Genomic DNA, 25,633 nt, shown 5'->3' with positions numbered 1-25,633 from the left:
CGTGATGCTATATCTGCCCATTCTTGTGGCTTTTTCATGCCTTCTCTTGTTCCTCAATCAAAGACCTGAATCCTTACCCTTTTATATTTCTGATTGTGTTGGAGATGACATTAGCCCTACTAGCTTATGTGTGTCTAGGTATACTAAAACTCCAATCAACTTTTCTTGTCTTTTAACTAAACTAATTTCATTTCTGCCTAACCGTTTCAGTTGCTCTACGTTAATGGGCATGATTGACTCAACTATAAACATTACCATTGACCAGACTTCGACCTTGGTTAATCTATTATTTTTAGCTACGTTATTAACGTCACTATGGATTACCTGTTCGGTAATCATTACTGCATATCTATTGGTAAAACCTTGGCGTTTTGCGAGAAAACTTAATGTTTAAATGAAAGGTTTTTTACAATTATTGCACTTAAGTTGCGGAGGACTTACTCTTAAAATTACTTCGATTCCCCATTGGTAAATCTTTAACTAAATGTCCATTATTTTGATTGAGACGATGACTAAATCGACCACAGTGTAGGCAGGTTGCTGTTTTTGTCTCTGCTTGAACTTGCGAAAATTAACGTTTCCTCTGTCTGTCTGCTATCTTATACTATAACTCCAGGTAGGTTTAGCAGTTTTGTCATTACCTTTTTCATAATTAACTGTGATACCGACTATTTACTAACATTTTAGCATAGTAAGTACGAAAGCTCCGAATAAAGAACAAATCGATCTCAATGAAGACCCACCACCAGATTTAGCTATTGAAATTGACATTACCCGCAGTTCGATCCATCGTCTAGAACTTTACGCAAGTTTGGGCGTACCTGAAGTTTGGCGCTACGATGGGAAGCGTTTAACGATCTATCAGTTAGAAGGCAATGAATAGGCAGAGTGCGAGGTTTCTCCAACGTTTCCTTTTGTCTTGAAGTCTGAAATACTGCGGTTTTTGGAACTGAAAAAGACTACAAAAGAAAAGGCTTTGCTGCGGTTGTTCCGGGAGTGGGTGAGGAGTAAAATTCAGCCAGGAGAGTGAAGGAGGGCGATTCCCTACCCTTCGGGAACCCCTGCGGGAAGATAGCTCCGCACGCGCGTACTTTGGAGATGATATCATCTCGTCGTGTAAAAAATAGGTTTGTAGCGAGGACTTCATTCCCAGCGAGTTTTATGAGGACTTTCATCATCCCTACGAACTTAATTATAATTCTTGACGCGGATATGATATTATTCGCCAGCCCAATCAGCGCGAAACTTCTCCACAACTCGATTTAACTCCACCGAATGAGATGCCTTGAATAAAATACGATCGCCCGGTGTGACAAACTCGATTAAATGCCTTGCTAAATTTTCGCGGGAATTCTCCCTCGCAATATCTTCTACCTGTACAAAAGGCAAACCTGCCCCACCCGCAGCCATCGCCGCGGCTTCCTCAAAATCAGCAAAAACAAACAAAGCATCCAGATGCAAATCTCGCGCCGCCCTTCCCACTTGTCGGTGAAATTCGATCGCCCTGTCGCCCAATTCCTTCATCGTTCCCAACACCGCAATCCGGCGCTTTCCCGGAGTATCTGCTAACAGTCTCAGCCCCGCCAACATCGACTCCAAACCAGCATTGTAAGTCTCATCCAGAATCACAATATCCTGGGGCAAATCGTAGCGGCGCGCCCGTCCATCCGGTAACTGCACAGACAAACCTTGCTTTAAAACATCCCAATCAATACCTAAAACTTTTCCTACCGCCAAAGCCGCCAAATAATTCACAGCATTGTGACGCCCGGGTAATGGCAGTGGCAACTCCATACCATGTAGAAGTATTGTATCATTATTTAGTAATTCCCCGCACAAATCCCCACCTTCTAACCCGTAAGTTAAAGTTTTTCCCTGCCAAACTTTCGCCGCACTTGCCATTAATCTATGATGATCGTGATTGAGAATAGCAATACTCTCAGCAGGCATTTCGGCTAACAGCTCGCACTTAGCGTTCGCGATCGCCTCTTCGGAACCCAATCGCCCAATATGCGCCGTTCCTACATTAGTAATCACCGCAATACTCGGTCGCGCTATTTGCGACAGCAGCGCAATTTCACCCAGGCCCCGCATCCCCATCTCAATTACAGCATAATTGTGTGACGGCGAAAGCTCCAACAGAGTTTTTGGTACTCCAATTTCATTGTTGTAGTTATATTGAGTTTTAAGAACATTTCCCCTCGTTGACAAAACCGCGGCAATTAATTCTTTAACAGTAGTTTTCCCGACCGAACCAGTAACAGCAACTATAGGTATACTGAATTGGTCGCGCCACCAGGCTGCGATCGATTGGTAAGCTTTTAAAGTATCGTCAACACGCAACAGCGGAAAATTAGGCAATTCCTCTTGCCAATCTCGATCGACTATCGCCGCAATCGCCCCCAAATCCCTGGCTTTTGCCACAAATTGATGCCCGTCAAAATTGTCTCCCCGCAGCGCCAAAAATACTTCGCCCCCCTCAAGAGTGCGCGTATCTGTGGCAATACCTGTCCCTAAAGCTGTTAAAACGCCCTCAGGCACAGCAGGCAAAGGTACAGTTAAAATTTCAGCAAGTTGGGCGATACTTACGCGACAAACCATAACCAGCACTCACATTTCAAATAATTATTTTCACAGCTAATCCTACCTTCCCCGACCTCAAATTTAACTGACAGGGGGCGACTGACCAGGATTGACCTTGACAATCCTAATACTAAATTGTCAGCCAACCAAGAAATTATCCCGACCCACCCACAATCTTTACCAATACTTTACAAAGTCTATAGTGATTTAAGGCCTTGCTAATTACCAACAATTTATGTCATGCTGGTATTGGTAAATAGTTTAACTAAGCAAAAAAATTGAGCGGCTTAAGGTGCTGACAGCTTCTACCCCTAAGCCTCATCCGGCGAAAAGCTCGGTTGATTCAATTGTTGCACTTCAAGAGCCAATTTATTAAGCTAAGAGCGCTGAAAGCTCCTGCCCCAGCCTCGGAGGGTTAATCCACAGTGAACGACTACAACAGACAAAGCCAGGAACAAGAACAGCTACTTTACAACCACTGGCTGGAGTTGGTACAAGTAGAGCAGCCGGCCGAACTCATCAGCCGCTTTCGCACTTTGTTTATCGAGGGTAGCGGATATCCCGATCGCTCCGTCGCCGACGCACTCGAAAAAATAGCAGCCTCAGAAAACGCCCAACAAGAATTCAAGTACATCCTCAACCGCTGCTGCCACATCCTGATCAACCGCTGGCAAACTTACCCTAACAAGCAAGCAGCCATCCCTGAATTGATCGCTGTGTTTGAAGAACCGCCCAAAATACTAGTGGGATACAGTCGATCGCGGGGGCGAGCCGCTCTCCCCAAATTAGTAAATCAATTTACTGAAAGCGAACAGTACCTCACCCTCCAACGCTTAGCCAAAGTCATAAATCACAGCAATGAAGATAGCAGCAACAGCAAAACCCCAGCTACCCTTGCCCTGGGAACCTTAATTCCCCGCTACCCTTACCTCTACAAACACTGCCTCCTCAGCGACGACAGCACCTACGATCAGCAAAAAATCATTAAAAAAATCCAAGCTCAAAAGCAGCAGCAATTTGAAGTCAACCTCTCGCAATACGTCGCTCACCAAGTGAGAAAAGCCCAAACAGCTCGCCGGGAAACCTCAATTACTTTCAACCGAAGTATACAGAATATAAACAACCCGACGCTGTTGAGCGACCCGGAACTGTTCTTTGCCCTCAAGCAATTTGTGGGGAAAGTAGAAGGAGCCGATACCTACAGACAGCTAGCGGACCGCTTCACGGCGAACGCCAGCACAGCAGGGTCCTACCGCTCCTTTAAAGACGACTTGTACGAATATCTGATTTCTTCTGTCAGCGACGATCGCTACGGCAAACGCCAATTTAACGAAAAATTGTATAAGCAACTACAAAAGACCTTTCCCCACAACGATGCTCAGAAGTTCAACGAATTTTTAATGATCAGAACTTGCAGCCAGTTATTAAACTTTTTAGTAGTAGAGAGTCCTGCGCGGCCCAACCACTTTGTCTTCATCGACCTGATCTCCAACCTCGGCCCCACCCAAACCACAGGTTTGCTGCTAAAGATCGTGCTAATTTGCGGCAAAGTCAAGCCTTACCTGGAAAAGCGGTTGGCAATTTTGTTCGGTCACTACGAATTTTCTACCCGAGAAGGGGTGGTGTGGTTAGTCAAGGCCCTGGAAAACGTGAACCTAGCTTTGACTACCAACTTTGGCAAGGTGGATGTATCTTTCCTGCTGTGACAGGGCGCGCCAGAACTTTCTCTGCTTCCACCTTCACAAAACATCACACCGAGAAACCAGGTTGCCGAAAACCCTAAAAGTTTTACGTTTAATTAGAACGACTTAATTAACTGCTGAAACCTACTCATAAGACGATAATTCTATGTTAAAGTACCAAGTGTGAATCAGATTCAGTTGCAGGCTTTGTTCATTGCTACAGAATTGTCTAAAAACTTGCCCTTCTGTATCGGCAGGGAACTCTCCGAAACTGAAATCTTCGCACTGTCTAAATTTTGGAGTTATTCCTCATGTCGATATACGTCGGTAACTTATCCTACCAAGTTACCCAAGAAGACATCACCAACGTCTTCGCCGAATACGGAACCGTTAAGCGAGTACATCTACCTACCGACAGAGAAACCAGTCGCCCCCGCGGCTTCGGTTTTGTAGAAATGTCAACAGATGCTGAAGAAGATGCAGCCATTACTGCTCTCGACGGAGCAGAGTGGATGGGTCGCGACCTCAAAGTTAACAAAGCTAAGCCGCGCGAAGATGATGGCGGCCGCGGTGGCAACCGGGGCGGCGGCCCTGGAAAATTTAATCGCGCAGGAGGAGGAGGCGGAGGAGGACGTTATTAATATCCTCATTAATTTCCTCGGATAAAGATTTGAGATTGGAGAGTTGAAATTGGCGATCGAGCTCACCTAGCTCCGAACCACTTTCGGCCCGTTCCGAAAAACCTATGCTCTTCAAGTTTCCATATCTACCGCATTAAATATACCAAAAAGCCAAGGGTTAGGCCCTTGGCTTTTTGGTATGAGGGTTGACGGTATGACTCACAAACGCGCTGGGCGAAGCCGTTGCAGTGCCATCAGATTCTAATCGTCAGGTTCGATGCTGCTGCTCAATCCGTGATTATTGAGCGTTTCAGCGTAAAACTCAGCGTGTTCGAGAGCGCAAACAATCACCAGTCCCATCCCGTTAGTGTGGGCTTCCATCATCACATTCACAGCCTGTGGCTGAGTCAGACTCGGTACCGTCGCCATCAAAGTCTGCACCACGTACTCCATAGGATTGAAATCATCATTGTGCAGCAGAACGCGGTAGCGCGGTGCAAGCTTGCGGACTGTGGAAGACTTTTGAAGAATTTCGACAGACACTAATCTATACCTCCTGACTTGTAAAATGTTAAAATTTGTCAACAATCTTGAGCCGGATTCCTCCGCTGTGCAAGACTATCTCACTTTCAGTTATTTTATTGAAATCTGAAAATTCAGACAAGGCAGTACCCTGGTCGATCGCGAGCTGTGAACCCCAAACCAAACCCAGAGGGGGTGTCCTGGGCCATCCGCAACCACCTTCCTAGCGCCATAATATTAGAAAGGCGAGATCGGTTAAAAATGACAAACTACTACCTGTTGAGTCTCCAGAACTGAGGGAACCTTATATGAAACGCAAACCTAAATCCTACAACGACGAAAGATTCAGCGGCGACCCATCCCGGGGAGATGAAGACTCCGGCTCATTTGGCGGACAGTCGCGGCGTGAACCTCAGTCCGGCAAACCCTCTTTCCTCAATTCCGCCACCCTAGGGATTTTAACAGCCGTCTTTATTCTGGGAATTGGCATTGGCATTGCCTTTAGCTCCACCGCTACAATTAGCCCCGAGAACGTAGCATCCCGCGAATTTATCGATCGCAGCGCCCCGAACCCAGAACTTTGCGTGCAGTTTGGAGCAAGCGCGATGGTGACAGATATGCGCCTCTACGTCACCCTCAACCCCTTCAACGTCTACATCTCGCAGCCGAGTATGCGCCCCGGATGCGTCTTGCGGACCAATAACTGGGCAATTCTTGAACAAAGAAAACTCATCAGCCAAGACCAAGTGCGGGAGTGCAAAAATCGCATGAACACCTTTGGCTTCACCGGCCCGCTGGAAGCTCAACCGGAAATTAACTGTATCTACCAAAACGACGGCGCTAAAAACCTGTTCCTCAACCAACCGGGTTCGATAGCTCCAGCCGCTGAAGGTCAAAATTTCTAAATCGCCGATATAGCGGTTGTCAGTTGAGTGAAGTACATATGCTCGGGTAGGGACTTAGGCTTAGCCTAAGTCCCTACTTTATTTCATACAAGGGAAAACTGCTGTAAGTAGATTTTGAAGCCCGAGGTTCAGGGGGCGACAACGAGGCTAAAGTGCTTGTTCCATAAGCTTTATGGCTCTCAATCCCTTTTGATAAAATGACTTTTTATTGCGAACCTTGCCTCAGCATGGACTCTACCCACTCCTGACAGGAGTCAACAGCAATTAGCCAATTAGAGCCATACAAACCAATCCAAAAGTTGCTATGTCTTCTCCTAGTTCTGCCTGTTTCTTGAATCCGACAAACATATTTCTCTTGTCCCTGAAGCTTAGTTCTTTTTCCTTGTAACCACGCCGAAGTCATGGCTAAAGCTATTAAAATTATTAAAGCAATCAATTTATCCGGTGATGCTTGAGAACCCTCGCTCGTTATATCCTCCAGTTTTACAGTCTTTAAACATTGCTTCGATACCGTAACGTTTGCTATAAACTCCGTAGCTTGCGGGGCGGTACGGCATCGCGCTTTTCAAACTTGAAATATTCGTTAACAGATACCAAGGTTCATCTTCTTGTTTTACTCGATATTTTCTCTTCCAATAAGCAGCTAAGTTAAAGCGAGAAAAGCCTTTCTTTTGAGTGAAACTAATTTTTTGATAAAAGAGATGAATACCTGGTTGAATAGGGATGGTATCTAGTGATTGAAATGGTTGTCTTTTTTCTCGGAAAGTAGTATTGCATTTTTGACGGAGGACAAAACTCAAATGCTGACGGTGTAACCATTGCGCCAGCTCTATGCTATGAAATTCTCGCGGAGCCAACAATTACTAATTTATATCAATTCCGGTTACACCGGAATGATGGTCCGTTGGGAGTGGGGAGTCGTCCGTGGGGGAATGTGGAATTATTGACCTTGACTTTATCATTCCGATGCAACCGGAAACGATATTATATCTTTTTAACAAGCGAATTACTGGACGCAACACTTGTTGTTGTTCGACTTGCGTTAGAAGCCCCATGTTTATCTAGCAGCGTCCAGAATATAGGAAACGCCCTTTTTTGAACTATCGCACTTACCATTAAGACATTATACTCTTGACCTTGGGTTCTATCCAATGCAATGACTAATTGACTCCCGGCTTTTAGCTGACGAGATATTACCTCGCAAGACGATCGGGAACCAGAGCACAAGTATGCTGAGCGCTTTAATCTGTAAAAATCGTTGTATGTGGCGGCGGCGACTACTTTGTAAGATCGGCAATTGCAGGGTTGCCGCTAATCGTTCTATTCTGACTTCTTTTTGAGTCTGTAACAACTTGTGCGAACATTTGAAGAGTAAGTAATTGTGTTGGGATGGCGGTATTTTTCTAGTATCGAGTGATAGAATGAGGGTAACATTTTATTGATTGGGGTCTTGTGGTATTAGCGAGACCCTTCTTTTTTATCACGACCGGGTACTTTTTCGCTCTTGAGATTATTTTGTCAATAAGACGAAATTTTTTTGACGAGTCGATCACACGAAAACAGACGCCTGTAAAGGTTCAGGGGCGCTTGTCGCCCCCTGAAATGTTTCCTCTATCCTTTCTATTCGCTGTGCTTATCTTAATGGTCAACTTTCCACTTGATGTATTTGCAAAAGTGAGATGCACCCGTTACATCATACCTCATCTTTCTGAGAAAGGCTATACAATAAAATGGCGGAGGTTGTGTCATCATAAACTGGTTTTTTATACTTTTGTCGATCGCCCTTCACGATATTCTTTCCCATAAAAACCCCGTTGCTGCGTTCAAAACTCTCTAAGTCAAAATCGACCCACTCATCATCCGCTGATATCTCCGCTCCAATTCATCCCGCACCACCGGCCACTGATTCAAACTTTCATCATTCTCAATTACCATTTGAGCCGCCGCCCTCGCCAACTCCAAAACCTCCTGATCCTCTACCAAACTCGCCAAAGCAAAATCCGGCAAACCAGACTGCCGAGTTCCCAAAACCTGACCAGGTCCGCGCAATCTCATGTCCATTTCCGCAATAAAAAAGCCATCTTGAGATTGTTCTAAAACCTTCATTCTCTGCATAGCTTCCGCCGTTTTGGAACCGGGCATTAACAAACAATAAGAACGGTTGCTGCCCCGACCGACTCGACCCCGCAACTGGTGCAGTTGCGACAGTCCAAAACGCTCAGAATTTTCAATCAGCATTACCGTGGCATTCGGCACGTCTACTCCCACTTCGACCACAGTAGTAGATACTAAAATATCAGTTTCTTTGTCTCGAAACTTTGTAATTGCCTCATCTTTGTCAGCACTGCTCATCCTGCCGTGGAGCAAACCCACCTTAAACTCAGGAAATACGGTTTTTTGCAGTTTCTCTTGTTCCTCAATTGCCGATCGCACGTCTAACTTTTCCGACTCCTCCACCAGTGGCAGCACCACATAAACTTGACGCCCGCTCGCCACTTCCCGCCGAATCAAATCGTAAGCGTGGCTGCGTTCTTTGGCAGACAGTACAGTGGTTTGAATCGCCTGCCTACCGGGGGGGAGTTCATCAATTTGACTCACATCTAAATCCCCGTGCAGCGTCAGCGCCAGCGTCCGGGGAATGGGAGTTGCCGTCATCGTCAGAACGTGGGGAGCTTCGCCTTTTTGCTGCAATTTAGCGCGCTGGTGCACACCGAATCTGTGCTGTTCGTCTATTACCGCCAAACCCAATTTATGGAAATTCACCGTATCTTGAATCAGCGCGTGAGTTCCCACTAAAACAGGCAATTCTCCGGTTTCTAACTGGCTGTGAATTTCCCGGCGCTTTGCTACTTTTGTCGAACCAGTTAACAGTTCGACAGACAAGTGCATCAAGTTAAACCAACCTACCAATTTGCGGTAGTGCTGTTCTGCTAAAACTTCTGTAGGGGCCATTAAAGCGGCTTGATAGCCGGATTGAATTGCTGCTAGCATTGCCACGACGGCTACTACGGTTTTGCCAGCACCGACATCGCCTTGCACTAATCTGTTCATCGGTTGCGACGAAGCTAAATCGTTGAGGATGTCGTTAATTACTCTTTCCTGAGCATTAGTCAAGGCAAAAGGCAAGATTTCATAAAAATGTTCGATCAATTTGCCACTAGGAAGGATGACTGCACTAGCTTGAGCTTTCCTTTGGGTTTGGCGGCGCTTTAAAAGTCCTAATTGCAGGTAGAAAAATTCGTCAAAAACTAAGCGCCGGCGGGCGGCGGCCAAACAATCTCGATCGAGCGGAAAGTGAATATTAGTCACGGCATCGGCTAAACCCATTAAACCGTAACGATCGCGCAAATCCTCTGGTAGCGATTCTGGCAACATTTTCGCCGCCGGCATTGCAGCCAAAATCGATCGCCTCACCGAACCAGCATCCACCCCCTCCGTCAGCGGATAAACTGGTATCAGGCGGCCGACTTTCATTGATTCGATCGCACCGTCGGAGTCGTCTAATACTTCTAACTCAGGATTTTCTAAAGTAATTCCATATTTACCCTGCTTCACCAACCCCGAAGCTGCCAGCACCGCACCAGTACAATACTCGCGCTTTTTGAATTCTTGCCAACCGCGATTACTGTAGCGAGGGCCTGCAAAAAAACGATTAATTTTTATTTCTCCGGTGCGGTCTTTTAAAATTACTTCTAATATGGTTAACTTCTTATTTTTCGGACTAGAAAAGCAATTGCAGCGCTTTACTTGGGCGATCAAAGTGACTGTTTCCCCAGCTACCAGATCGCGAATTTGTACTTGCTTTGCATAGTCGATGTGGTTGCGCGGATAGTAGTAAAGCAAGTCGTATACAGTGTATAAACCCAGTTTTGCCAAGCGGTTGCCGTTGGCGGGGCCGATGCCGGCGGTGCGGGTTAACTGTTGGTCGAGAGTCAGGCCCGGGGGTGGGGGTGCTGAACTCACGGGTGCAGTTCGGGGAACGGAAACTGCTGGGGCGGTTGGTACGTCTGGGTTTGCGGGTCTGACTTGTCGTGATTCTTCTTGCTGGTGGCGAGTTTCTTGTTCCCAAACTTGCTCCATTTGCCTCAGAAAACTGACCGTAATGGCGATCGAGTGCTGGCGCTGTTCGAGATCCTTCTGAGGGTAGATGTCAAATTCAGCGGCTAGTTGTCTGGCTCGATCGCGCGAAGAAGCCGCCACAGCAACTGCAAGCTGTCTTAAACTGAGGCCCAGAAACTCGCTGAAGCGGTATTGACTGCCTTGGATGTCGTTAAATCCGCGATCGGCTTCTACGGAAAGAGCTTTTTGCAATCGCTGCCATTCTGGTCGATCGATAGTCATATCAATTTTAGATTTTAGATTTTAGATTTTAGATTTTAAATTTTAACTTTTTCTTTTAAGAAGCTTCCACCAAAAAAAGTATAACACCGAGAAACCGGGTTTCTTTAAGAAACCGGGTTTCCAATAGCTTAAAAGTTGTACGTTTTTCCTTCTTCCCTCTTCCTTCTTCCTTCTTCCCTCTTCCTTCTTCCTTCTTCCTTCTTCCTTCTTCCTTCAACATCCGATCAATCTTCAAACCAACTCGATCGCCAAGCCGACTCAGCCTCCACCACAGCGAGTTCCCGCTGCTTTTTCTGATAATCGCGGCCTAGCGAGTTCAACCTTACAGAAAGGTTGCGAATTTGCTGGCGCCAAGCCGAGGTTCCCGCATCGGCAAACTCTATTTCCGACAGCCGCAGTTTAACCGCTGTAATGTGCAGCGCCCTACTAGCCAATGTTTCTGCCAAGTTTCGCGATGCTGATGAGGCATCGGTTTCAATGATTAAGTTTAATAAGTTAGGCGGTCCGGCAACGCTGTCGCCGGACGATTCAGCACCAGAAGCAGCTTCTAGAACAGGTTCTGGCAATTGACTGGGCAAGATTCCCGACTGTTGCAGCAAGCGGTTGGTGTCGCGAGAAAGCAGCTTGATAATATGGGCGATCGACTTTTCAATACTATTTTGCCAGCGCGCCAAACTTTCCGGGGAATTGGCAGTTGGCACCTGGTAATTTGCCACTGAAAATAGATAGTTAGTGGCGGAAAGTTCTTTTTTTTCCTTTTTGTCTTCTTCGTCTTCCTCTTCTTCCTCTTCTTCCTCTTCTTCCTCTTCTTCCTCTTCCTCTTCCTCTGCCTCTGCCTCTGCCTCTGATTCAGTCACCAGCGATCGCAATTTTTCCTCCGACGCAGCAGCCAAACGCCTTACAGACTGCTGCATTTTTTGCCGCCCGTCGAAGGACAACTTGAGAAACGACTCCGGTACTGCTTGAGTGCAAAGGTGATAGCAAGCCAAAATTAACTGCTGCCGCACCGCTTGTCCCAACGCAGTTAAATAACCCTCGTAGGTACTCTGAAACTCCAAAGTCAAGGCTGCTAAAGCCTCTTCGAGTGCTGCCAAATCTTGCTCTATTCGCTCTCTTGCTCGCACCATATCTCTCGTATAAAATTAAAATAGGACTTACCTGAGATATTGCACCATTCTGGCTTAACAGGCAAGATGCCTGTTCCACAAAGACTGAGTTTTATTGTGGGGAGTAGGGGTTGGGCAGGAGGGCCCGCCCATAAAAGGCTTATTGAAAATGGTGCAATATCTCAGACTTACGCAACTTTTAAATTTTTACGCTATCTGAAGTAGTAAGGTGCGTACTGCGCCACCTACAAATATAGTCTGTCCATAAGTCCTGTAAAAATTAAAAATTAAAAATGCAAAAAATCCAGGTTTCACATTTTTAATTTTTAATTTTCCATCTTAATTTAAGATTCTTGAACACCCATTTGGGCTGCCACTTCCTCGGCAAAGTTAGCTTCTACCTTTTCAATGCCTTCGCCTAAGACAAAACGCACGAAGCGGCGCACTTGGACATTTTCTCCTATTAGGGCGATCGTTTGTTTCACCAACTCTTCCACCGAGATATTCTGATCTCTAATAAAAGGCTGATCCATCAAACATAACTCTTTCAAGCGCTTGTCAATACGGCCTTGAACAATCTTTTCTTTGATGTTGTCCGGCTTGTTGCCCAAGTCGTCCTTCTCCATTTCAATTGCCTTTTCTCTTTCGACAAATTCGGCGGGGATATCTTCAACTTTCACATATTCCACATTCGGGCAAGCTGCAATTTGCATCGCAATATCCCGCACCAACTTTTGGAATTCTTCGCGACGTGCCACAAAATCTGTTTCGCAGTTAACTTCCACCAGCACTCCCACGCGGCCGCCGGTGTGAATGTAGCTGCCTACTATACCTTCTGAGGCAACTCGTCCACCTTTGTTACCTGCCGAAGCCAGACCTTTTTTCCGCAGCCACTCAATGGATGTTTCGATATTGCCATCGTTTTCAACGAGGGCTTTTTTGCAGTCCATCATGCCCGCGCCGGTTTTGTCGCGCAGTTCTTTAACAAGTTTTGCAGATATGTCCGCCATCTTCTTTAAGTTCCCAATCAAAATTAGTTATTAGTCATTAATCATTAGTCATCAGTCATTAGTCATCAGTCATCAGTCACTAATCTTAATGTTAATGATTGGACAAGAGTCAAGAAATACCCAGTCTACCTTAGGGCGGACTTTGTACGTGTAGCGCCATAATAAATTCTGGCGCTGGCACAATGAATGCTTTTGCCAGAACTCTACTAATGACTTAGACTCGTGCCATGTACAATTAAAAATTAAAAATATCCAACTAAAAATAATAATTATTTTTAATTTTCAATCTTTAATTTTTAATTTCGTGGTGTCAGATTACGAGGGCAATACTAGCTCTCGGTTTCTTCGCCTTCAGCGTCTGCGTCGTCGGGATCTACATAATTGGGGTCATCCAATTCTTCGATTTCGACATCATATTCAGCGCCGTCGTAGCCACCTTCGTAGTCGTAGTCTTCCTCAGAGTCGCCGCCCTGCTGACCGTGACGACCTTCGTAGATGGCATCAGCCAACTTGCCGACAATCAGCTTGATCGATCGAATAGCATCGTCGTTCGCCGGAATCGCAATGTCCACCAAATCCGGGTCGCAGTTGGTGTCCAACAGAGAGACTATCGGAATTCCCAACTTTTGGCATTCCAACACCGCATTATACTCGCGACGTTGGTCTACCAGCACCACTCCGTCGGGAATCTTGCGCATAGATTTAATCCCGCCCAGATATTTCTGGAGTTTGGTCATTTCTCGGCGCAGCACCGAAGCTTCTTTTTTCGGCAGCAAATCGAGGGCGCCGATTTCCTCGCGGCGCTCCAAATCCTTGAGGCGCTCCACTCGGGACTTAATAGTCGTCCAGTTGGTGAGCATTCCCCCCAGCCAGCGCTGGTTGACGTAATAAGCACCGCAGCGTTGAGCTTCTTGGGCTACAATCCCGGCAGCTTGGCGCTTCGTACCCACGAACAAAAACTTTTTGCCTTTTTCTGAGGCCACTCTCATGTACTCGTAGGCGTCTTCCATAAGCTGAGCGGTTTGCACGAGGTCGATGATGTGAACCCCGTTGCGCTCTGTAAAAATGTAGGGAGACATTTTCGGGTTCCACCGGCGGGTTTGGTGTCCGAAGTGAACCCCTGACTCTAACATTTGAGCCAAACTGACTACTGGCATTGTATTTTTAACTCCTGATTCGGGTTAATCCTCCACCCGGTCGTATTTCTGAAGGTTTGCGCCCTCGAAACACCCGAAAACCCGGATGTGCGAATTTAAACAACTTTTCTAGTTTATCACAGCGCGCGCTACTTTTTCTGACAATCTTATATCCCTAGGGTTGGATGGCTGGTGGCCACCCGGAGGTGAGATTTAGTGCGGGGTGCGCAGGCGGAGGTTAGAGTTACAAAGCAAGCGCTTCTTAAAAACGAAAAATCCAGGGGGGATGTTGCCAAAGCCTTTGTTGGCTTGTGAGAGAATGGCGTTGTTGGTGCGCCTACGCAGTGCCTTCTACCTTCGATCGAGCTAGTATCCATTTTTTTCGCTCGCCAATTCTGTCGGCTTTACTGCCGTGCCATCTCGATCCGCAAAAATCCCAAAGCTAAAAACGCTATGCCCATCCCCATTCTCGTCCTGCTTGAAGTTCTAATTGTCATCGCACTTTCGAGGCTTGTCGGTTTAGCATTTCGATCTATCAAACAACCTCAAGTCATTGGAGAAATTGTAGCAGGAATTATGCTCGGGCCTTCTCTGTTTGGCTTAGTTGCACCAGCCACCGCAACAGCACTTTTTCCAGCCGAAGCCATTCCCTTCCTCAACGTGCTGTCTGAGGTGGGGCTGATATTTTTCATGTTCTTGATTGGTTTGGAACTGAATCCCAAGTATCTCAAAAGCAATTTAGATATCGCGATTTTAACTTCTCACGTCAGCATTTTAGTGCCGTTTTCCCTGGGAAGCTTGCTAGCGCTGCTGCTGTATCCCATCGTTTCAAATAATAGCGTTTCGTTTACAGCCTTTGCCCTATTTTTAGGCGCTGCGATGTCAATTACTGCCTTTCCGGTGCTGGCAAGAATTATTACAGAACACAACTTGCAGAATACAAAATTGGGGACGCTGGCCCTGACTTGCGCTGCGGTAGACGACGTGACCGCGTGGTGTTTGTTGGCGGTGGCGATCGCAGTTACTCGAACTAACTCCATGCTGGGCGCTTTGCCAACCATTTTTGCATCTTTAATTTACATCGGTTTCATGATGACTGTAGTCCGATGGTTGTTGCAGCGCATTTCCCACCACTACAACCGCACCGGCAGATTAACACAGTTAGTGCTGTCGGGAATTTACATGGGAGTTGTAGCTTCTGCCTTAATTACTGAATTGATCGGCATTCATTTAATCTTCGGTGCATTTTTGCTGGGTGCCGCCATGCCGAAAAATGCGGGATTAACCAGAGAATTAGCTGAGAAAACCGAAGATTTTGTCCTGATATTTCTGCTGCCCGTCTTTTTTGCTTACAGCGGTTTGCGGACTCAAATCGGCCTGCTTAACAGTCCCGAATTGTGGCTGCTGTGCGCCGCAGTTTTGGGAGTGGCAATTATCGGCAAATACGTCGGCACTTACGTGGCGGCCCGAGTCTGTGGCATCAGCAACCGCGAAGCTTCTGCGCTGGGATGGCTGATGAATACTCGCGGTTTGACTGAACTAATTGTGCTGAATATCGGTCTTTCCCTGGGTGTAGTTTCGCCGCTACTATTTACGATGTTAGTCATCATGGCTTTAGTCACAACTTTTATGACTTCGCCTCTGTTGGAGTGGACTTATCCAAAACGGTTAATTAGGTTAGATATTTCAGAAGTTAGCTCTGATGATTCAGAATTAGAAGATTCACCAATTGCCCGTAGCAGCGAAGAAACAGGTAAAAAATTGCTGCCAACTTATCGGATTTTAGTACCGGTTGCCAATCCCAGCACGCAGAAAGGTTTACTGCAACTAGCGGTAGCGCTGGCGCAGCCCGCTGCTGGTATGGGTGGTGACGATTTACAGTCGGCGGCGGTTCATCCTCTGAGTTTGATAGAATTAAATGATGATTATGCCTTTGAAAGTACGCCTGTGGAAGCCGATCGCATTATTCAAGAGCGCCGCTCGAAATTATCAGAATTGATTGATAGTTTGGAACTGCCCGAGGGGAGAAAATTCGTACATCCCATCATTCGGGTTACTAATGATGTAGCCCGGGAAACGGCACAAATTGCGGAGATCGATCGCGCGGATTTGATTTTAGTAGGATGGCACAGGCCTACTTTTAGCAGCAACCGTTTGGGAGGACGTGTCGGCAGAATTCTCAGCAACGCTAAGGTGGATGTAGCAATTTTTGTTGACAGAGGTCGGGAAAATTTGAATAACTTGTTAGTACCTTACGCGGCAAACATTCACGATGATTTGGGGTTAGAATTGGCGCTGAGACTGTTAGTTAATAGCGAGGAACGCCGTTTGACGGTGCTGCGGGTGGCGGTTGACGGGGAATCGGGAAATGAGCTGAGTTACGATTTTCAGCGAGTGATGGATCAGTTGCCGGTTGAGGTGCGATCGCGCATTGAAACTCCGATTGTGGAGGCTGCTGAGCCAATTCAAGCAGTGGTGGCGGCTTCTGCTAATGCTGATTTGACTATTGCGGGTACGAGTCGGGAGTGGGGAATTGAGCGCCAAACTTTGGGACAGTATACTGATGAATTGGCTGTGCAGTGTCATTCTTCGCTGCTGATTGCGCGGTGCTACGTTAAAGTGCGATCGCACTTGGCGTCGGTACTTCCTCAAAGGTAGTCAGTTGACTTTTGACAGTTGTTATTAGTTATTGGTTATTGGTTATTTGTGAGTTAGTACCCATGCCCAATGCCCTGTTTGCCCAATGCCCAATGCCCTGCGCGGGCCAATGCCCAATTACCAATTACCAAGATTATGAATCATTTAAGCCTCAAATCGCTGGCATTTTACGGAATTGCGATCGGCTCAGTTGCGCTGCTGTTTAAAGTAGTGAGTGCTTACGGCGAAACAAATTTAAAGGCGGCCCCGGCAATTGGGGGAAGTTATCGCTTCGATGCTCAAAGTTTGCCCGAATGTCTGAAATCTGATTTCTTGGTCTTGACAATCGAGCAATCAGGTGTTTATTTGAGCGGTAATTTGCGATCGGGCAGCAGCGAAGCCGATAGCGAAAAAATAGCCGAGGAGACACCTCCTCTACATGGCAAGTGGGAAAATCAAGGATTGAGTTTGTCGGGTGCGGTTCCTAATTTAGCCGGTTGCAGCGATTCCACAGCAACGGGTCAAAACAGTTCTGTTAAAATGCGAGGAATTTTGGAGGGAGAAAGCCTCAAGGGAAAAATTAGTCTAACTGATAAGGCGGGGGCTACTGATTTTACGGCTCAAAAAGAAGCGGCGCCTAAACCCCAGAAGAATGAACATTGATCGATCCCAATAGGGAATCGATAATTGTCAAATTCTTGCTCGGTTTCCGACTCTGTGATATTAATTCCGGTGAGGTCGGAAGGATGTCGAGGGTGCGAGCGGGACGCTCGCTTTCGGAAACTACAGCCCGACCCGGGAAAAATTATAATTCCGATGGGGCGATCGAACTCTCGCCGGAACTCGCCCGCGACGGTCGGTTGCTGCTAGATTGTAAAGATATACATAAAAGTCAACGATCGAAATAAAGTATCGCTGAGGAGTCGTCGGTTCTGAATTTGTCATGCCCGAGACCCCACATACCCGTATAGTTTGTTTGGAATGGATGTTGCCGTGATATTAATGCCGTCAGAAACTTCGCTTACCCAGTCAAACCCGTTGATTTTAGACAGTTTGCCAGACTTGTCGCCCTCCGATGGGGGATGTCCCCGCCGGGCCAGATTGCAAATTGACTTGATGTTGCTGGCGATCGAAGCCTTGTATCTCGGAGGTGCTGAAGAAATGCTGGCAGTGTCAAAGGACCTGGAATTGGAATCAATAATCAAAAATCGGGTTGCCCTTTGGCTGATGCGCAATACTAACCCGCTGAGACGCTACACCCAGCGCCGCTCCCTTACCATGGTGGAGGCAAAAGCGCTGGTGGCGATCGCCTGTAATATGGCGCGCAAGTTAACCGCGACAATTCGGCAATTGCTGCTAGACTCGCAGCAGTTGCGATCGAGAAATATTCCCCTCAACCAGCACTTGCCACTGGCCGAGTATTTAGAACGCTTTCGAGCTCACTTTCGATCGCGCATGAACCCCAAGCGATCGCTAGTTGCAGCTTACGATTCCGACGACAAGCTCAACGAACTAGCTTTGAACTTGTTGAGCAACCTGCTATTTTGTACAGGCACAGCCGGAATGCAGCGCTTCTGGGTTAGCCTGTTTGATGGAGAAGTTGAATAAAAAATGACTATTAGGCGTCAGTACAGTCTGCCAAATTGCACCCTGGTTCTAGAAGGGTTGAGCGATGGATCGGCAACCAGCCAGTTAGATAAACGGCCGGTGCTTTCCATACTAATGAGCGCTGAATGCTATGTGACCGGTCTGGGCGAGCCCCTAAGCGGGGGACGAGAGTTTTTTGAAAGCTTGGTCAGGGTCGTCAGCAGCTACGCTCAAGAATTTATGAGCGGAGTGCATTATCCCGATCGCTACGGCCCGAATTTGGGTATGGTGCAGTTGCACAGAATTGACGGGAATTTGCATCGGTTGACCGTTCTACCCACCGAAACAGGCAGCCCAAGCCAAATCGATCAAAAAACAGAACTGTCGGCAAAAGTAGATTTGACGACGGTACAGCTATTTGACTTAGTCGAAGCGATCGATCAGTTTTTTGCCGACACACAGACGCTGCCGGAATTGTCACTGCAATTAACCCCAATTTCCAAGCGTTACCTCAAGTCTGCCGAACCTTTGGCGAAGCGGAGTTTGCCGGCTGTCGTGGGCGTGTCGAGTTTGGCTTTGGCTGCGATGGCGTTTTTCTTGGTGCCAGTGCCCGAAGTCCAGCGCCCCAGAGATCCGGTGCCGCAGCCCAATGCTGGGGGCCAGAATCTCGGAACGCCGACTCCGGGCGGATCGGGTTCGCCTAATCCCAATCCTGCGCCTGCCGCTGACGGTTTGCTGCCTGGGGCTCAAACTCCGAACCCTGAATCGAGTTCGCCGACTCCGATCCCCGCGCCGCAGTCGGACGCTTCACCGTTGGCCGCACCGCAGTCGAACACTTCGCCGGAAAGCACGCCGAGTCCTGTTTCTGAAGGTTTGGCAAGCCCTGAGGCGGCAGCCGTGCCAATTACCGATCCAGGGGAAATTGAGCTGTTGAAGGGCAAACTTTCCCAGCAAATTGAGGGAGTTGTGAAGAATAAGCCTCCGGTTGATGCGGAGTTGGTTTATCGGGTGAGTGTCGCCCAAGACGGGGCGATTGTCGGTTACAAGTCGGAGAATTCGGCAGCAGTCGATACATCCCAAACGCCGTTGTCGGAGTTGCTTTACAAGCCGGTTGGCAGCAGGCCACCTGCGGAACCGCTGGCTGATTTCCGAGTAGTTTTTGCACCGGACGGCAAAGTTCAAGTCACTCCTTGGTAAGGGTTGATTGTTGACTGTTAACTGTTGACTGTTAACTGAATCAAATCCGGCTTTCATAGCCCTTTTATTCTTTAGTCCTTCTCTGCTAGGACGAAAGTTTGTGTAGGATCGGTTTTAACTCACATCTTGCACCATTCTCAAGAACAGGCAAGATGCCTGTGAAGCGAAGAGTGAATTTTCTCGCTTCACAGGCATCTTGCCTGTTCCTAAAAAGCTTATTGAGAATGGTGCAACATCTCAGTTTTAACCGCCGAGTCTGATCGTGGGGGCCCAGAAACCGGGTTTTTTACGAAAATACGCGTTGTAAGCCGCAGATTCGCTAAAAAACCCGGTTTCTTTGGTCGTAGTGCGTAAGTGCTGTAGGATTCAAACCCACATTCCGCACCCTGAACTGGCACACTGTTTTTTTAGGATTCAAATTCCTGTCGGTGCGGTAGGCTCAATATCTGGGTCAAATCCCCCGACTTGATTTGTGCGAATTATCCACAAAAATTCTCCTTGTTTTAAGAAAATTTTGGCTATTTCCTCTTGGGTGCGCCTGGGCAGCATTGTTTGGTAACTAATAGCAGCTTTTATCAGGTTCGCTATACCAACAAAAGAGGTTTTTTTCAGTCCCGAATCAATCCCCGCTAATCTCGAATTTTTGTGCCAATCTGGACGGACAATGCCGAGGGGCATTAATACTTTTTCTAAACTCTCTCCTAAAGCTACTAACTGGTGAAATCTTTGAGTTTGTGCGGCGGCGGGATTTGTTTTCAGCCAGTCTTGAATCTGAGGATTTGACTCTATTTCGGAAGTGATTTTTTTAATTGTCGCGTAAATTGCCTGGCTTGAATCTTGGACGCAAGAAGTTGCTGGCGTGACTAAACTTGCGCCGGTGCCGTCTCCGGTGCGGTAGCGGGCCATCATGATATCTAGTTGCTGGTTTAGTTCGGTTAAAGGCGACAAGGTGATGCCGCCAAAATCGTAGTCGCAACACACGCAATCTAATTTACAGATGATATCGCAAACCGGCCGATCGCCCAACCAGCCGCGCTGCAAGTCTCCCATGTAAGTTTGCCATTTGCTGGAACCGGCAACAATTCCGTCGGGATTGTGGGCGTAAACTTGTTTGTATTCTATGTCAAAACGCAGTTCGCTGGTAAATCGATCGCGCACCACTTTTGCTACTCCGAAAGCAAAATGTCCGGTGACAATTCCCAGCGTTGTCTGTTCGCCTTTTTTGCCGCCGATACCGCCGAAACAGTGAATCACTATCCCGATATCTCCTTCTTGCCAAGGGGAGATTGAAGTGTTTTCTGTAGCATCATTTGGGGTTAACAATACTATTTTTGCTTGCCCTTTTTGTGCTGGTGTATTTGCCCAATTTTTCCTGCTTAAATAAGCCAGAGATTTTTCCAGACCGAAATGTGTTTCATCTGGTGTTAATTGGGCAATTTTGCGGGGTTCGATTGCCTGCACTACAAAAATACTGTCTTCGTCTCTTTCACCGTAAATGTACCAGCCGTCTGAATTTAATGGCGATTGTTCTATCAGATGATTGGTAGACCTCGCTACGCCATTGTTGTCTGGCTGTACTTGCGGAATCCGAATGATTTCGGCGGCCCCGTCAAATTGTTTAGATTTTTTGTTGAAATGCCGGACAATAAATTTGTCGCTGTCGGGTTCTTTTCGGTGCAAAATTGATACGAAGGCGCATAAACGTCCGATAATTTGTACTGGTTCGCGATCGATCGTGAGTTCGTGGCGATCGCTGCTGCTATAATTAATCGCAATCACCGGCCTGCGTAGCATCACAGTCACGCTGTCTTCGAGTCTGGTGGCTGCTAGAGTTTCTAAAGGGCCTACATTTCGCCAGCCGTTCAATCTATCTGGATGAATGTTGCCAGATTTTTGACTATCTTTAGCCTGTTTTGTGAAGTTGATATCTTGCGTTACTGCGTGGACAAAAAACTGTACTTCGCGATTTGTACTCCATTTCAAAAATGCTGTTTTACCAATAAAATTTTGATGTTTTTTCGGTGCATTTATTACTTCAAAAAATACTGTACCGTAGGGCTGGCGCTGTTCGTTTGAGGGCAAAATTAACCGTCCGTGCCAAAGAGCGATCGGCTTGTAGAGATGGGCAACTGCTGCTGAATTTTCGCAGATTATCTCCGGCTCAAGCGGTTCTGAAATATCGGTTTCGGCTTCCAAAATAGCAGCAGCTAATTTGCCGTCACTTTCTACGAATTGCGGTTCTAAAAAAACCTTTTCAGGTTCGGAAATATTAGCGGTTGAATTTCCAGTCTTTCTTTTGAATGCTCGTCTAAACAAATGGCGGTTTTCCTCTAATTTAGCCTGCAAATAATTGAGGAAAATCCGAATAAAAATAAAAGCTGTTAGGCAGGAAATAACAGCCAGAACTATCAGCGCCAGAGTCAAAATGAATTGGTTGAAAGATTGACCTGACAGTAAAAAAAATGTGGGCACGATCAAAGAAAATACCGCCATAATATCTAAAAACGAGTTTTAGGTTCGATCCAGTCTGTGCTGGCTTGACTGCCGAAAACTAGGGGTTTGTCCTCGCTGACAGCTATCGTTTGGCCGGTCATATCAACTGCACAAAGAGGCCAAGATCGATCGCCCAAGTTGCCGGCGCGGAACAGAACTTGTCCGGGACAAACTTGACTCCAACCCAACAATACAGCATGAGTGTAAAGACTGCGAGCGGGAGCAACGGTATAAGTGTAATTATCATTTTTGTCCCAAATGACACCGTAGTCGGACATATCGGAAGAGTTGAAAAGTGCTTCAAATTCGCGGGCGAGAACGCGGGAACCCTCTTGATTCCAAGAAACAGGCACTAAAATGGCGATCGTCCCGGACATATCGGTGTCCTCGCTAGCATACATTCCGCTTTCCGCCAGCGGCGAAGCAGCCGCCACTGTTTGCAGTTCCCCGGTTTTGAGATTTTCCACAAACATGACGCTGCTAACCCGACACCGGGCGAATTGGGGCTGTACTTGCAACTCAATTCGACTGTAAGCCGCGTATTGGCCGTTAGTTGAAACGAGGGAAGGACTGCGATAGTAGCGGAGGCCTGTGCCGGCAGTTGAGCTCACTTTAGCATGAGTGGCACTAATCCATTCCCAAGGAACGGGATAAGGGCTATTTAAAGGGTCAGTCATCGGTTTTTTTTCCAAACTTTTTACGGGATTATCCAACAGATTCAGGCTTGCACGCAACAAACTAGAAACCCGCTTTCTGCCTCGATGCTTCGCCGCCAAACCCCTGATTTGTAGAAACCGGGTTTCTTTTTCCGATTTTAGATTTGTCCCCCAATCTAAAATCTAAAATCGATCGGCTTGCGGGGGCAAGGCTTCCTAACTTAATTTAGTTCGTTACATAACTTAACTCAAGTTTTATTAAAATCTCACAGGTAAAATAGTATCGAAATTAACATGGTATGTGAACTGACAGGGAGTTTGACCTAATCACCTCATACTTTACCGAAAATTACAGGGTCTAAAGCCTCGTCCTTTTAGGACGACTTTTTATTCTTGGTCGTGATAATATTGTAATGTGGCTAGGGTATTCAACCACATTAAAAACCCAGTCGCCTTTCGGCAACGCACCTTGAAAACTGAAGTTATGGGCTTGAGCGCTCAAAAGCTTGTGCGGGTAAAAACTTCGAGCAACAAGTACCACAGAAACCAGTATTTTGGGTTTTGAATTGTACCGTGGGGCACACGGAAGACTCTGCAATGAGTCGAAAGCTTGAGGACAGAACCATCTTGCGGTAAGTACAGGAAGCTGTACTTATTAAGTGGACTGAATGATACAAGAATCTCTGCCCTTCTAGGGCGGATAGTTGTCAATAAGCTTTCCCTACTCTCCCTCAAGCGAATTATGGCAATAATATTGACAGACGCTCCGTTGTGTGCTATAATGTCTAGTTGACAACTCCCGGCCGTAAAACGGCCCAGATTCTTCCTTCATCCAACGTTGCCTCTAAAAGCAGTGCCTTTAGATGGTCTTACACGTTGTCTGGAAGCGTTAGCGAGATGCCCTCCCGCCAAAAGTCGTAAACCTTCATCGCGGATATTCATGGCGGCGTTAATGTCTCTGTCATGTACCGTTTGACATTTGGGACATTGCCAGCTACGAATATCTAAACTCAGCTTATCTAGTTGATGTAAGCAGTTACTACAAGTTTTTGAACTGGGAAAAAATCTATCGATTTCGATGTAAATTTTTCCCCCCCACTCTGACTTGTACTTCAACATGGTGCAAAATTGACCCCATCCAGCATCACTGATTGATTTAGCTAGTTTGGAATTTTTTACCCGGTTTCTAACTGCCAGATTTTCTACCACTAGGACTTGGTTTTCGTCAACTAATTTACGACTTAGTTTGTGGAGAAAATCTTCACGACATCTGGTGATTTTTTCATGCACTTTAGCAACTTTAATCCGTGCTTTGTTACGATTCCTAGACCCTTTTTCTTTGCGACTAAGTTGCTTTTGTCTCTTGGCTAGTTTAACTTCATATTTACGGTAATATTTGGGGTTGCCATGCTTAGTCCCGTCGGACGTAATTGCATAATGATTGATCCCCATGTCTACACCAATAGCTTTTCCCTCTGACGATGAAATAGGCTTATCTTTACCATCATCGTAGAGACAAGCGGCGTAGTATTCACCTGATGGATTTAGCGATACGGTAACAGATTTTAACTTTCCTTCGAGCAATCGAGATACTTTGCAGTAAACCTTACCTAGTTTTGGCAACATGAGATAGTCGCCATCTAATTTAATTCCTTGTGGGAATCGCATAGATTGCTTTTGTCCCTTTTTCTTGAAATTTGGGTATTTAGCCCGTTTCTCAAAAAAGTTCAAAAAACCACTCGACAAATCCAATGCTACTTGCTGTAAACATTGTGAAGGTGCTTCTGTTAACCATTCATATTCTTTTTTCAGCGAAGGTAACAAATTAATGATGTCGTTTCGACTTAAACCCTTACCTGTCGCTTTGTAAGTTTCACTGGTTAGGTTAAGCGCAAAATTGTAAAACCACCGTACACATCCAAACGACTTAGCAAGCAATATAGATTGCTCTTGAGTCGGATAGATTCTGTACTTGCAGGCTTTTAACATTGCACTTACCAAACTATACTTGCTATGGTAACATAAAGTGAAACAAAAGTAAAGTCTCCCTAGAAGGGGGAGGTTTTAAACCCAATTTTTCGATAAAATTGAGCCAAGTTTTGTAGAGCAGGAAATATGACGCGATCTTTTAACCAAAAACCTTCAATCCCCCCGACTCGCGTCTCCAAGTCGCGGGGAAAAGGTTTGCTTTTACTGTCGCTGATTTTTCGGCTGCTGCTACTGGGGGTAGGCAGCGGTTTTGCCTGGGTTCTGGGGATGGCGATCGCTCAAATTTATCCCTCCGGGGCGGCCGAGATGCCACTGGCAGAAAGATTGGTGCGTCTAACTCAGAATTTGACCCCCAGCCCGGAACTCACACCAGCAAAGCAAATTCCGGCGCTGCCGGCACCAACGGTTACACCGAGTCCCCAGTCAAAAGTCAGTCCTGCCCAGAGAGAGAAATTGCAGTCGGATTTGAGGCAGTTGCAGGGCGAGATCAACGCGCTGATCGGCCGCACGGCGGCTTTGGAAAGTCAGTTGGGCATCAGTCGCCCGACGGAAACTTTGGAAAAGCGGTTGCAGTTGATGTCGCGGGAATTGGCGGGGCCGGAAACGGCGGCAAGTCCTGTTCCTGCTTTGCCAGCGATCGGCAGCAGCCCGAGTCTGAACCCTGAAACTGTTAATACTGCGCCACAGAATGCCAATAATCGGGTGTTGGCCGGGGATGGGCTGATGGTAACTCTGCCCAGCGATGTTTTGTTTGATACTGGCAGCATTTCTTTGCGCCCGGGAACGAGTGCGATTTTGGACAATTTGGTGGCGGATTTGGGCAATTATGAGGGGGCAACTGTGCGGGTTGCGGGCCACACTGACGACGCGGGGGAAGCGGCGGACAATCGCAATGTGTCGTTGGCGCGGGCTCAGGCTGTGGTGCAGTATTTGTCTGGTGTGCTCGGCCAAAAGTATCATTGGGTGGCGATCGGCTATGGGGAAAGCAGCCCTTCGGTAGACAATAGTTCCGATACTAATCGGCAGCGCAACCGCCGCATTGAAGTGGCAATTAGTCCTTAGTCAGGGGACTTGTGGATACTAGATTTATTGCTTGACATCCACCCCGTCCTAAAGGAGCGGGGATTCCCAATCATCACTAATTGGGTTTCTGCTTCAGGGCACCAGCC

The 25,633-nt window shown here is 46.8% G+C and carries 23 protein-coding genes; 10 read left to right on the top strand and 13 right to left on the bottom strand.

Annotation, left to right across the window (positions count from 1 at the left end; all coding sequences use genetic code 11):
* Positions 1 to 81 precede the first annotated feature (81 nt).
* A complete protein-coding gene (locus tag QUB61_RS29620) occupies positions 82 to 339 on the bottom strand; it encodes a hypothetical protein (protein ID WP_333133562.1) in 258 nt (85 codons plus the stop codon).
* Positions 340 to 688: 349 nt separating this feature from the next.
* Between QUB61_RS29620 and QUB61_RS29615 the strand changes: the two genes are divergently transcribed.
* Positions 689 to 883 (top strand): Uma2 family endonuclease, encoded by a 195-nt coding sequence (locus QUB61_RS29615; RefSeq protein WP_333133563.1) that lies wholly within the window; start codon positions 689 to 691, stop codon positions 881 to 883.
* A gap of 335 nt (positions 884 to 1,218) precedes the next feature.
* Here QUB61_RS29615 and QUB61_RS29610 read toward each other — a convergent pair whose 3' ends face one another.
* Positions 1,219 to 2,601, bottom strand: a complete 1,383-nt coding sequence (locus tag QUB61_RS29610; protein WP_333133561.1) for a UDP-N-acetylmuramoyl-tripeptide--D-alanyl-D-alanine ligase — start codon at positions 2,599 to 2,601, stop codon at positions 1,219 to 1,221.
* A 407-nt stretch (positions 2,602 to 3,008) separates the two neighbouring features.
* Between QUB61_RS29610 and QUB61_RS29605 the strand changes: the two genes are divergently transcribed.
* Both QUB61_RS29605 and QUB61_RS29600 read left to right on the top strand, forming a co-directional pair.
* Positions 3,009 to 4,289: a hypothetical protein gene (locus tag QUB61_RS29605; protein ID WP_333133560.1), complete on the top strand. Its 1,281-nt coding sequence runs from the start codon at positions 3,009 to 3,011 to the stop codon at positions 4,287 to 4,289.
* Positions 4,290 to 4,576: 287 nt separating this feature from the next.
* Positions 4,577 to 4,906, top strand: a complete 330-nt coding sequence (locus QUB61_RS29600) for an RNA-binding protein (protein ID WP_333133559.1) — start codon at positions 4,577 to 4,579, stop codon at positions 4,904 to 4,906.
* Positions 4,907 to 5,146: 240 nt separating this feature from the next.
* On the opposite strand, the gene clpS is transcribed toward QUB61_RS29600, so the two are convergent.
* Positions 5,147 to 5,428 (bottom strand): ATP-dependent Clp protease adapter ClpS, encoded by a 282-nt coding sequence (clpS, locus tag QUB61_RS29595; protein ID WP_333133558.1) that lies wholly within the window; start codon positions 5,426 to 5,428, stop codon positions 5,147 to 5,149.
* Between the two features lie 287 nt (positions 5,429 to 5,715).
* Between clpS and QUB61_RS29590 the strand changes: the two genes are divergently transcribed.
* Positions 5,716 to 6,312: a DUF3172 domain-containing protein gene (locus tag QUB61_RS29590; RefSeq protein WP_333133557.1), complete on the top strand. Its 597-nt coding sequence runs from the start codon at positions 5,716 to 5,718 to the stop codon at positions 6,310 to 6,312.
* Between the two features lie 205 nt (positions 6,313 to 6,517).
* On the opposite strand, the gene QUB61_RS29585 is transcribed toward QUB61_RS29590, so the two are convergent.
* The 7 genes from QUB61_RS29585 to rpsB all read right to left on the bottom strand — a co-directional run bounded on the left by QUB61_RS29585 (position 6,518) and on the right by rpsB (position 13,926).
* Positions 6,518 to 6,748: a hypothetical protein gene (locus QUB61_RS29585; protein WP_333133556.1), complete on the bottom strand. Its 231-nt coding sequence runs from the start codon at positions 6,746 to 6,748 to the stop codon at positions 6,518 to 6,520.
* 1 nt (position 6,749) lies between these two features.
* On the bottom strand, positions 6,750 to 7,169 hold the full coding sequence (locus QUB61_RS29580; protein ID WP_333133555.1) for a hypothetical protein: 420 nt from the start codon (positions 7,167 to 7,169) through the stop codon (positions 6,750 to 6,752).
* A gap of 976 nt (positions 7,170 to 8,145) precedes the next feature.
* Positions 8,146 to 10,653 (bottom strand): ATP-dependent DNA helicase RecG, encoded by a 2,508-nt coding sequence (gene recG, locus QUB61_RS29575; RefSeq protein WP_333133554.1) that lies wholly within the window; start codon positions 10,651 to 10,653, stop codon positions 8,146 to 8,148.
* A gap of 55 nt (positions 10,654 to 10,708) precedes the next feature.
* On the bottom strand, positions 10,709 to 10,873 hold the full coding sequence (locus QUB61_RS29570) for a hypothetical protein (RefSeq protein ID WP_333133553.1): 165 nt from the start codon (positions 10,871 to 10,873) through the stop codon (positions 10,709 to 10,711).
* Between the two features lie 4 nt (positions 10,874 to 10,877).
* Positions 10,878 to 11,780 carry a hypothetical protein gene (locus tag QUB61_RS29565; protein ID WP_333133552.1) on the bottom strand — a complete coding sequence of 301 codons (903 nt, stop codon included), beginning with the start codon at positions 11,778 to 11,780 and terminating at the stop codon, positions 10,878 to 10,880.
* 323 nt (positions 11,781 to 12,103) lie between these two features.
* Positions 12,104 to 12,769, bottom strand: coding sequence for a translation elongation factor Ts (gene tsf, locus QUB61_RS29560; protein WP_333133551.1), 666 nt, complete (start codon positions 12,767 to 12,769; stop codon positions 12,104 to 12,106).
* A 329-nt stretch (positions 12,770 to 13,098) separates the two neighbouring features.
* Complete coding sequence (gene rpsB / locus QUB61_RS29555; protein ID WP_333133550.1) at positions 13,099 to 13,926, bottom strand: 30S ribosomal protein S2; 828 nt, start codon at positions 13,924 to 13,926, stop codon at positions 13,099 to 13,101.
* 432 nt (positions 13,927 to 14,358) lie between these two features.
* Here rpsB and QUB61_RS29550 point away from each other — a divergent pair, with 432 nt between their 5' ends.
* The 5 genes from QUB61_RS29550 (at position 14,359) to QUB61_RS29530 (ending at position 19,326) form a co-directional block, all read left to right on the top strand.
* Positions 14,359 to 16,563 (top strand): cation:proton antiporter domain-containing protein, encoded by a 2,205-nt coding sequence (locus QUB61_RS29550; RefSeq protein ID WP_333133549.1) that lies wholly within the window; start codon positions 14,359 to 14,361, stop codon positions 16,561 to 16,563.
* Between the two features lie 135 nt (positions 16,564 to 16,698).
* Entirely contained in the window at positions 16,699 to 17,205 is a 507-nt protein-coding gene (locus QUB61_RS29545) for a hypothetical protein (protein ID WP_333133548.1), read from the top strand.
* An 83-nt stretch (positions 17,206 to 17,288) separates the two neighbouring features.
* Positions 17,289 to 17,450 (top strand): hypothetical protein, encoded by a 162-nt coding sequence (locus tag QUB61_RS29540; protein WP_333133547.1) that lies wholly within the window; start codon positions 17,289 to 17,291, stop codon positions 17,448 to 17,450.
* Positions 17,451 to 17,523: 73 nt separating this feature from the next.
* A complete protein-coding gene (locus tag QUB61_RS29535) occupies positions 17,524 to 18,150 on the top strand; it encodes a DUF3038 domain-containing protein (RefSeq protein WP_332959035.1) in 627 nt (208 codons plus the stop codon).
* Positions 18,151 to 18,153: 3 nt separating this feature from the next.
* Complete coding sequence (locus QUB61_RS29530) at positions 18,154 to 19,326, top strand: DUF4335 domain-containing protein (protein ID WP_333133546.1); 1,173 nt, start codon at positions 18,154 to 18,156, stop codon at positions 19,324 to 19,326.
* Between the two features lie 414 nt (positions 19,327 to 19,740).
* Here the strand turns inward: QUB61_RS29530 and QUB61_RS29525 are convergent, their stop codons facing one another.
* The 3 genes from QUB61_RS29525 to QUB61_RS29515 all read right to left on the bottom strand — a co-directional run bounded on the left by QUB61_RS29525 (position 19,741) and on the right by QUB61_RS29515 (position 24,464).
* A complete protein-coding gene (locus QUB61_RS29525; RefSeq protein WP_333133545.1) occupies positions 19,741 to 21,819 on the bottom strand; it encodes an abortive infection protein in 2,079 nt (692 codons plus the stop codon).
* Between the two features lie 5 nt (positions 21,820 to 21,824).
* Positions 21,825 to 22,496: a hypothetical protein gene (locus QUB61_RS29520; RefSeq protein WP_333133544.1), complete on the bottom strand. Its 672-nt coding sequence runs from the start codon at positions 22,494 to 22,496 to the stop codon at positions 21,825 to 21,827.
* Between the two features lie 807 nt (positions 22,497 to 23,303).
* Entirely contained in the window at positions 23,304 to 24,464 is a 1,161-nt protein-coding gene (locus QUB61_RS29515) for an RNA-guided endonuclease TnpB family protein (RefSeq protein ID WP_333133543.1), read from the bottom strand.
* 126 nt (positions 24,465 to 24,590) lie between these two features.
* On the opposite strand from QUB61_RS29515, the gene QUB61_RS29510 reads away from it, so the two are divergent.
* A complete protein-coding gene (locus QUB61_RS29510) occupies positions 24,591 to 25,526 on the top strand; it encodes an OmpA family protein (protein ID WP_333133542.1) in 936 nt (311 codons plus the stop codon).
* Positions 25,527 to 25,633 lie beyond the last annotated feature (107 nt).

The sequence above is a fragment of the Microcoleus sp. C2D2 genome, assembly GCF_036702495.1.
In the GTDB taxonomy this organism is placed as follows: domain Bacteria; phylum Cyanobacteriota; class Cyanobacteriia; order Cyanobacteriales; family Microcoleaceae; genus Microcoleus.
The sequence above is the reverse complement of the archived record's forward strand: the minus strand, read 5'-3'. Positions and strand labels throughout refer to the sequence as shown.